This window comes from Acidovorax sp. CF316 (assembly GCF_000276605.1).
GTDB lineage: Bacteria > Pseudomonadota > Gammaproteobacteria > Burkholderiales > Burkholderiaceae_C > Acidovorax.
Genome location: NZ_AKJX01000170.1, coordinates 1 through 6,364, shown reverse-complemented (window position 1 = coordinate 6,364; position 6,364 = coordinate 1). Strand labels below are relative to the sequence as shown.

The following is a 6,364-nucleotide window of genomic DNA, read 5'->3' as shown; positions in this document are numbered from 1 at the left end:
TTTCTTTGGCGAAGCAAAGAACAAGTACCTCGGCCGCCGGGCCGAGACCCGGCCTCCGCCCTCAACAAAGGCATGGGGGCAATAAGAACCTCAGTGCCGCGAACCTGATGCCCGACGGCTGGCCAGCCAAGCAATGATTTCCCCCATGATCCCGCGCCGGAACAACAACACACAGATCACGAAGATCAACCCCGTGACCATGGTGACCGACTCACCCAGCGTCTTGAACCATTCCACGCTGGTCAGAGCAGCCAGCAGGTTACCGAACTCGCCAATCTTGTTCTCCAGCATCACCACCACAGCCGACCCGATCAGTGGCCCGGACAGCGTCCCGAGCCCGCCCACGAGGGTCATCAGGATCACCTGCCCCGAAGCCGTCCAGTGCACGTCGGACAAGGTGGCAAAACCCAGCACCAAGGTCTTGAGCGAGCCCGCCAGCCCGGCCAGTGCGGCCGAGAGAACAAAAGCCAGCAGCTTGAAGCGGTGCGTGTCGTAACCCAGGGAGATGGCGCGCGGCTCGTTCTCCTTGATGCCCTTGAGCACCTGCCCGAACGGCGAGTGGATGGTGCGCACGATGACCAGGAAGGCCAGCACCACGATGACCAGCGCCACGTAGTACATCACCAGGTCGCTCTGCAGGCTGATGACGCCGAACAGCTTGCCGCGGGGCACGCCCTGCAGGCCGTCCTCGCCACCGGTGAACGGGGCCTGCAGGCAGGCGAAGAACAGCATCTGCGCCAGGGCCAGCGTGATCATCGAGAAATAGATGCCCTGGCGGCGGATGGCCAGCCAGCCGAACAGCAGGCCCAGCAAGGCGCCGCCGGCCGTGCCGAGCAGCAGGCCCACTTCGGGCGTGAGGCCCCAGACCTTGATGGCATGGCCGGCCACGTAGGCGGCGCCACCCAGGAAGGCCGCATGGCCGAAGGACAGCAGGCCGGTGAAGCCAAGCAGCAGGTTGAACGCGGAAGCGAACAGTGCAAAGCACATGAGCTTCATCACGAAGACAGGGTAGGCACCCAGGAAAGGCGCGGCGATCAGGCCCAGCAGCAGCAGGCCGTAGCCGATGGGGGCGAGGTTCTTGAGATTCATGCGAGCGGCCCCTGCTTACTTTTCTTTGCCGAACAGGCCGGCGGGGCGGATGAGGAGAACGATGACCATGATGACGAACACCACGGTCGACGATGCTTCGGGGTAGAACACCTTGGTGAAACCTTCGATGACGCCCAGGCCCAGGCCGGTGAGGATGGAGCCCATGATGGAGCCCATGCCGCCGATCACCACCACGGCAAAGACCACGATGATGAGGTTCTGCCCCATCAGCGGCGTGACCTGGTAGACCGGCGCGGCGAGCACGCCGGCAAATGCGGCGAGGGCTGCGCCGAAGGCGTAGGTCAGGGTCACCATCACCGGCACGTTGATGCCGAAGGCTTCCACCAGGCGGGGGTTCTCGGTGCCGGCGCGCAGGTAGGCGCCGAGCTTGGTCTTCTCGATCACGTACCAGGTGGCCAGGCAGACCACGACCGAAGCCACCACGACCCAGGCGCGGTAGTTGGGCATGATCATGAAGCCGAGGTTGGTCGCGCCCTCGAGCAGTTCGGGCGTGTCATAGCCCAGGCCCGACACGCCGTAGATGGAGCGGAACACCCCTTCGATCAGCAGCGTGAGGCCCAGCGTGAGCAGCAGCCCGTACAGGTGGTCGAGCTTGTAGATCCAGCGCAGCAGCAAGCGCTCGATCACCACCCCGAACACCCCCACCACCAGCGGCGCCAGCACCAGCATCCACCAGTAGCCGAGCCCCAGGTAGTTCATGGCCATCCAGGTGATCAATGCCCCCGTCATGAACAGCGCACCATGCGCAAAGTTGATGACGTTGAGCAGGCCGAAGATCACGGCCAGCCCCAGGCTGAGGATTGCATAAAAGGATCCGTTGACCAGCCCCAGGAGGAGCTGGCTCAACAGGCCTGGCAATGAGACACCAAAGATTTCCATGGGCGAGAGCGGCAGGAGGTGCGAAGGGGGTTCGGGTCAGGTCGAGAAAAGGCTTATTTCCAGAGCGGGCACTTGCTCTCGGCCTTGGTGGTGAACACCGTGTCGCCGGGCAGCTTCTTCACGAGCTTGTAGTAGTCCCAGGGCTTGGTGGACTCCGAAGGCTTCTTCACTTCCATGAGGTACATGTCGTGCACGTAGCGGCCGTCGGCGCGCAGCTGGCCCGAACCGAAGAAGTCGTTCATCTTCATGCCGCGCCAGGTGGTCATGACCTTGTCGGCATCGATGCTCTTGGCGGCTTCCACGGCCTTGAGGTAGTTCATGGTGGCCGAGTAGTCGGCGGCCTGGATTTCGGTGGGCATGCGCTTGGCCTTCTCGAAGAAGCGGGCCGAGAACTTGCGCGTCTCGTCGTTCAGGTCCCAGTACCAGCTGGTGGTGAACTGCAGGCCTTCGGTGTTGCGCAGGCCCAGGCTGTGCACGTCGCTGATGAAGATCAGCAGGCCGGCGAGCTTCATGGTCTTGCCGATGCCGAATTCCTTGGCAGCCTTGATGGCGTTGATGGTGTCGCCGCCGGCGTTGGCCAGGCCCAGGATCTGGGCCTTGGAGTTCTGTGCCTGCAGCAGGAAGGACGAGAAGTCCGACGCATTGAGCGGGTGGCGCACGGCGCCCACCACGTTGCCGCCCTTGGCCTTGACCACGGTGGTGGTGTCGGCTTCGAGTGCATGGCCGAAGGCATAGTCGGCGGTCAGGAAGTACCAGCTCTTGCCACCGGTATCGACGATGGCCGAGCCCGTGCCCTTGGCCAGCGCCACGGTGTCATAGGCGTAGTGCACGGTGTACGGCGAGCACTGTTCGTTGGTCAGCGCCGAGCTGGCCGCGCCGTTGTTGATGTACACGCGCTTCTTCTCGGATGCCACCTTGGCCGTGGCCAGGGCGGTGCCGGAGTTGGTGCCGCCGAAGATCATCGTCAGGCCCTGCGTGTCGATCCACTCGCGCGCCTTGGAGGCGGCGATGTCGGCCTTGTTCTGGTGGTCGGCGCTGAGCAGCTCGATGGGCATGCCCAGCACCTTGCCGCCGAAGTCGTCGATGGCCATCTGGATGGCCAGCGCGCCGTTCTTGCCTTCCACGTCGGCGTACAGGCTGGACATGTCGGTGATGAAACCGATCTTGACCTTGTCCTGCGCGTGCGCGGCCGACGTCGCAAGACCGGCGGCGCCGAGCATCAGGGCCAGCACTTTGAGTTGGTTCTTCATGGTTTGTCTCCTGTAGGTGTGGTGGTGGTGAAGAATCGGGGGTAGGGTCTTCGCAAGGGGGCTGGGGGTCGGGTCAGACGCCCAGCAGCTCGGTGAGCACCGGCATCTTGGCTTCGAGCTCGGCGGCGCCGAACTTCTCGACGATGCGGCCATGCTCCATGACGTAGAAACGGTCGGCCAGCGGCGCGGCAAAGCGGAAGTTCTGCTCCACCATGACCACCGTGTAGCCCTTCTCGCGCAGCATGGTGATCATGCGCGCCAGGGCCTGCACGATCACGGGCGCCAGGCCTTCGGAAATTTCGTCGAGCAGCAGCAGCTTGGCACCCGTGCGCAGGATGCGGGCCACGGCCAGCATCTGCTGCTCGCCGCCGGACAGGCGCGTGCCCTGGCTGTTCCTGCGCTCGGCCAGGTTCGGGAACATGGCATAGATCTCCTGCACCGACATGCCGGGCGTGCCGGTCTTGAGCGCCGGGGGCAGGAGCAGGTTTTCCTCGCACGAGAGGCTGGAGAAGATGCCGCGCTCTTCGGGGCAGTAGCCCACGCCCAAGTGGGCGATGCGGTGCGTGGCCATGGCCACGGTTTCCACGCCGTTGATCTTCACCGAGCCCTTGCGTGCCCCCGTGAGCCCCATGATGGCGCGCATGGTGGTGGTGCGGCCGGCGCCGTTGCGGCCCAGCAGGGTCACGACCTCGCCGGGCTGCACGACGATGTCCACGCCGTGCAGCACATGCGATTCGCCGTACCAGGCTTCGAGGCCCTTGATGTCCAGCGCAGGCACGCCGTTATTGATTGGGGAATTTGCCATCTCAGTTATCCATTGCGCTACGCGCCACCTGCAGCCCACGAAACCGGCACGCACCAGGCCAGTGCCCCCGCGCAAGGGCCGCCCCGCCGCGCTGGGGGCGTCCCCCTCCCGAATCGCGCAGCGAGTCGAGAGAGGGGGAAGGCGCGAAGCGACTCAGGGGGAGCTTCATTCAATGGGCTCCCTGGAGTTGGCCGTCGGTGGTGCCCATGTAGGCTTCCATCACTTGCGGGTTGTTCGATACCTCGGCATACGGGCCTTCGGCCAGCACGGCGCCGCGCTGCAGCACGGTGATGCGGTCGGCGATGGTGGAGACCACCTTCATGTTGTGCTCCACCATGAGGATGGTGCGGCCGGCCGAGACCTTCTTGATGAGCTGGGTGACTCGGTCCACGTCCTCGTGGCCCATGCCCTGGGTGGGCTCGTCGAGCAGCATGAGCTCGGGCTCCATGGCCAGCGTGGTGGCGATCTCCAGCGCGCGCTTCCTGCCATAGGGCAGGTTCACGGTGACTTCGTCGGCGACGTCGGCCAGGCCGACCTCGGTCAGCAGCTGCATGGCCCGGTCGTCGAGCTGGTGCAGGCTGCGTTCGCTGCGCCAGAAGTGGAACGAGGTACCGAGCTTGCGCTGCAGGCCCAGGCGCACGTTCTCCATCAGCGTGAGGTGCGGGAACACGGCCGAGATCTGGAACGAGCGGATCACGCCGCGGCGCGCGATCTGTGCGGGCTGCTCGCGCGTGATGTCATGGCCGTTGAAGCGGATGACGCCCGACGTGGGTTCCAGGAACTTGGTCAGCAGGTTGAAGCATGTGGTCTTGCCTGCACCATTGGGGCCGATCAGCGCATGGATGGAACCCCGGCGCACGGCCAGGTTCACATCGCTGACTGCGGTGAAGCCCTTGAACTCTTTGGTCAGGCTGGTGGTTTCGAGGATGACGTCGCTCATTGCGCCTTGGCTGCTCCGTGGTGTGCGGTGTGGGAGAGCCTTGCGGCAAGGTCTCCATGCATACTTATTTGTTGTTGCAACGCATCGTATGCGGGTGGGCCCCTGCGCAGATACTGGGACTAATGCCTATGTATAAACGCCTAGGTGACAGTGCGGTGCTGCGTGCGGCGCTCCGAGGGCATGCTCGTATACCCGGATGCTTCCTCTGAAACAGGGCGCGGTGGCCCGGTGTGCGGCCCTCTTGGCCATTGCCAGCGCCAAGCCCTCAGGCTGACTTTTTACTGACTGGTGAACACGCCGTCGGCACAGGCAGCGGCATGTATCCACCTGTACGGAGCCGCCGGCCCACCTCCCGCGTGCAAGCCGCCGCCCTACACTGGGCGCATGGCATCCTCCCCCTCCTCCCCTGCGCGCGGGGCACCGCGCTCCCTGACCGGCCTGCTGCCTTTCCTGCGTCCGTACAGCGGGCGCATCGCCCTGTCCGGCCTGTTCCTGGTGCTCGCGGCGCTGGCCACGCTGGCGTTCCCCATCGCACTGCGCACGCTGGTCGATGGCGGCCTGGTCACCGCCGACAGGGGCGAGCAGACCATGGCGCTGCGCGACCATTTCGAAGCCCTGTTCGCCGTGGCGATTGCGCTCGGTGTGTTCTCGGCCGGGCGCTTCTACATGGTGAGCTGGCTGGGCGAGCGTGTGACGGCCGACCTGCGCAATGCGGTGTACGGCCATGTGCTGCAGCAAAGCCCGCAGTTCTTCGAGACCACCCAGACCGGCGAGGTGCTCTCGCGCCTGACGGCGGACACGACCCTGGTGCAGACGGTGGTGGGCTCGTCCCTGTCCATGGGGCTGCGCAATGCGGTCATGGGCATCGGCGCGCTGGCCATGCTGGTGTGGACCAATCCCTACGTGATGTCCTGGGTGCTGCTGGCCATCGTGCTGGTGGTGGTGCCCACGATGTGGATCGGGCGGCGCGTGCGGCGCCTTTCGCGTGACAGCCAGGACCGCGTGGCCGACTCAAGCGCCATCGCGGCCGAGGTGCTCAACGCCATCCCCGTGGTGCAGAGCTACACCGCCGAGCCGCGCGAGGCGCAGCGCTTCTCGCAGGCCACCGAGAACGCCTTCCACGTGGCCGTGCGGCGCACCCTGTCGCGCGCGGTGCTGGTGGCCTTCATCATCATCGCCAATGCGGCCCTGCTGCTGTGGGGCCTGTACCAGGGCACGCAGGCCGTGCTGGCCGGCAAGATGACGGCCGGGCACCTGGGGCAGACCGTCGTCTACGTGATCCTGCTGGCAGGCTCCGTGGCAGTGCTCGGCGAGGTGTATGGCGACCTGCTGCGCGCGGCCGGTGCCACCGAGCGCTTGATGGAGCTGCTCGGCAGCCGC

At 65.3% G+C, this 6,364-nt stretch carries 6 protein-coding genes; 1 reads left to right on the top strand and 5 read right to left on the bottom strand.

The window, feature by feature from the left end; translation table 11 throughout:
• Positions 1 to 90 precede the first annotated feature (90 nt).
• From PMI14_RS21985 to PMI14_RS21965, 5 genes are all read right to left on the bottom strand, one after another.
• On the bottom strand, positions 91 to 1,089 hold the full coding sequence (locus tag PMI14_RS21985) for a branched-chain amino acid ABC transporter permease (protein ID WP_007857595.1): 999 nt from the start codon (positions 1,087 to 1,089) through the stop codon (positions 91 to 93).
• 15 nt (positions 1,090 to 1,104) lie between these two features.
• Positions 1,105 to 1,989 (bottom strand): branched-chain amino acid ABC transporter permease, encoded by an 885-nt coding sequence (locus tag PMI14_RS21980; protein ID WP_007857594.1) that lies wholly within the window; start codon positions 1,987 to 1,989, stop codon positions 1,105 to 1,107.
• Positions 1,990 to 2,042: 53 nt separating this feature from the next.
• A complete protein-coding gene (locus tag PMI14_RS21975; protein ID WP_007857593.1) occupies positions 2,043 to 3,239 on the bottom strand; it encodes an ABC transporter substrate-binding protein in 1,197 nt (398 codons plus the stop codon).
• Between the two features lie 73 nt (positions 3,240 to 3,312).
• Complete coding sequence (locus PMI14_RS21970) at positions 3,313 to 4,044, bottom strand: ABC transporter ATP-binding protein (protein ID WP_007857592.1); 732 nt, start codon at positions 4,042 to 4,044, stop codon at positions 3,313 to 3,315.
• Between the two features lie 169 nt (positions 4,045 to 4,213).
• Positions 4,214 to 4,984 carry an ABC transporter ATP-binding protein gene (locus PMI14_RS21965; protein WP_007857591.1) on the bottom strand — a complete coding sequence of 257 codons (771 nt, stop codon included), beginning with the start codon at positions 4,982 to 4,984 and terminating at the stop codon, positions 4,214 to 4,216.
• Positions 4,985 to 5,368: 384 nt separating this feature from the next.
• Between PMI14_RS21965 and PMI14_RS21960 the strand changes: the two genes are divergently transcribed.
• Positions 5,369 to 6,364 (top strand): ABC transporter transmembrane domain-containing protein (locus tag PMI14_RS21960; protein WP_007857590.1); only part of this gene is annotated, 996 nt, incomplete at its 3' end.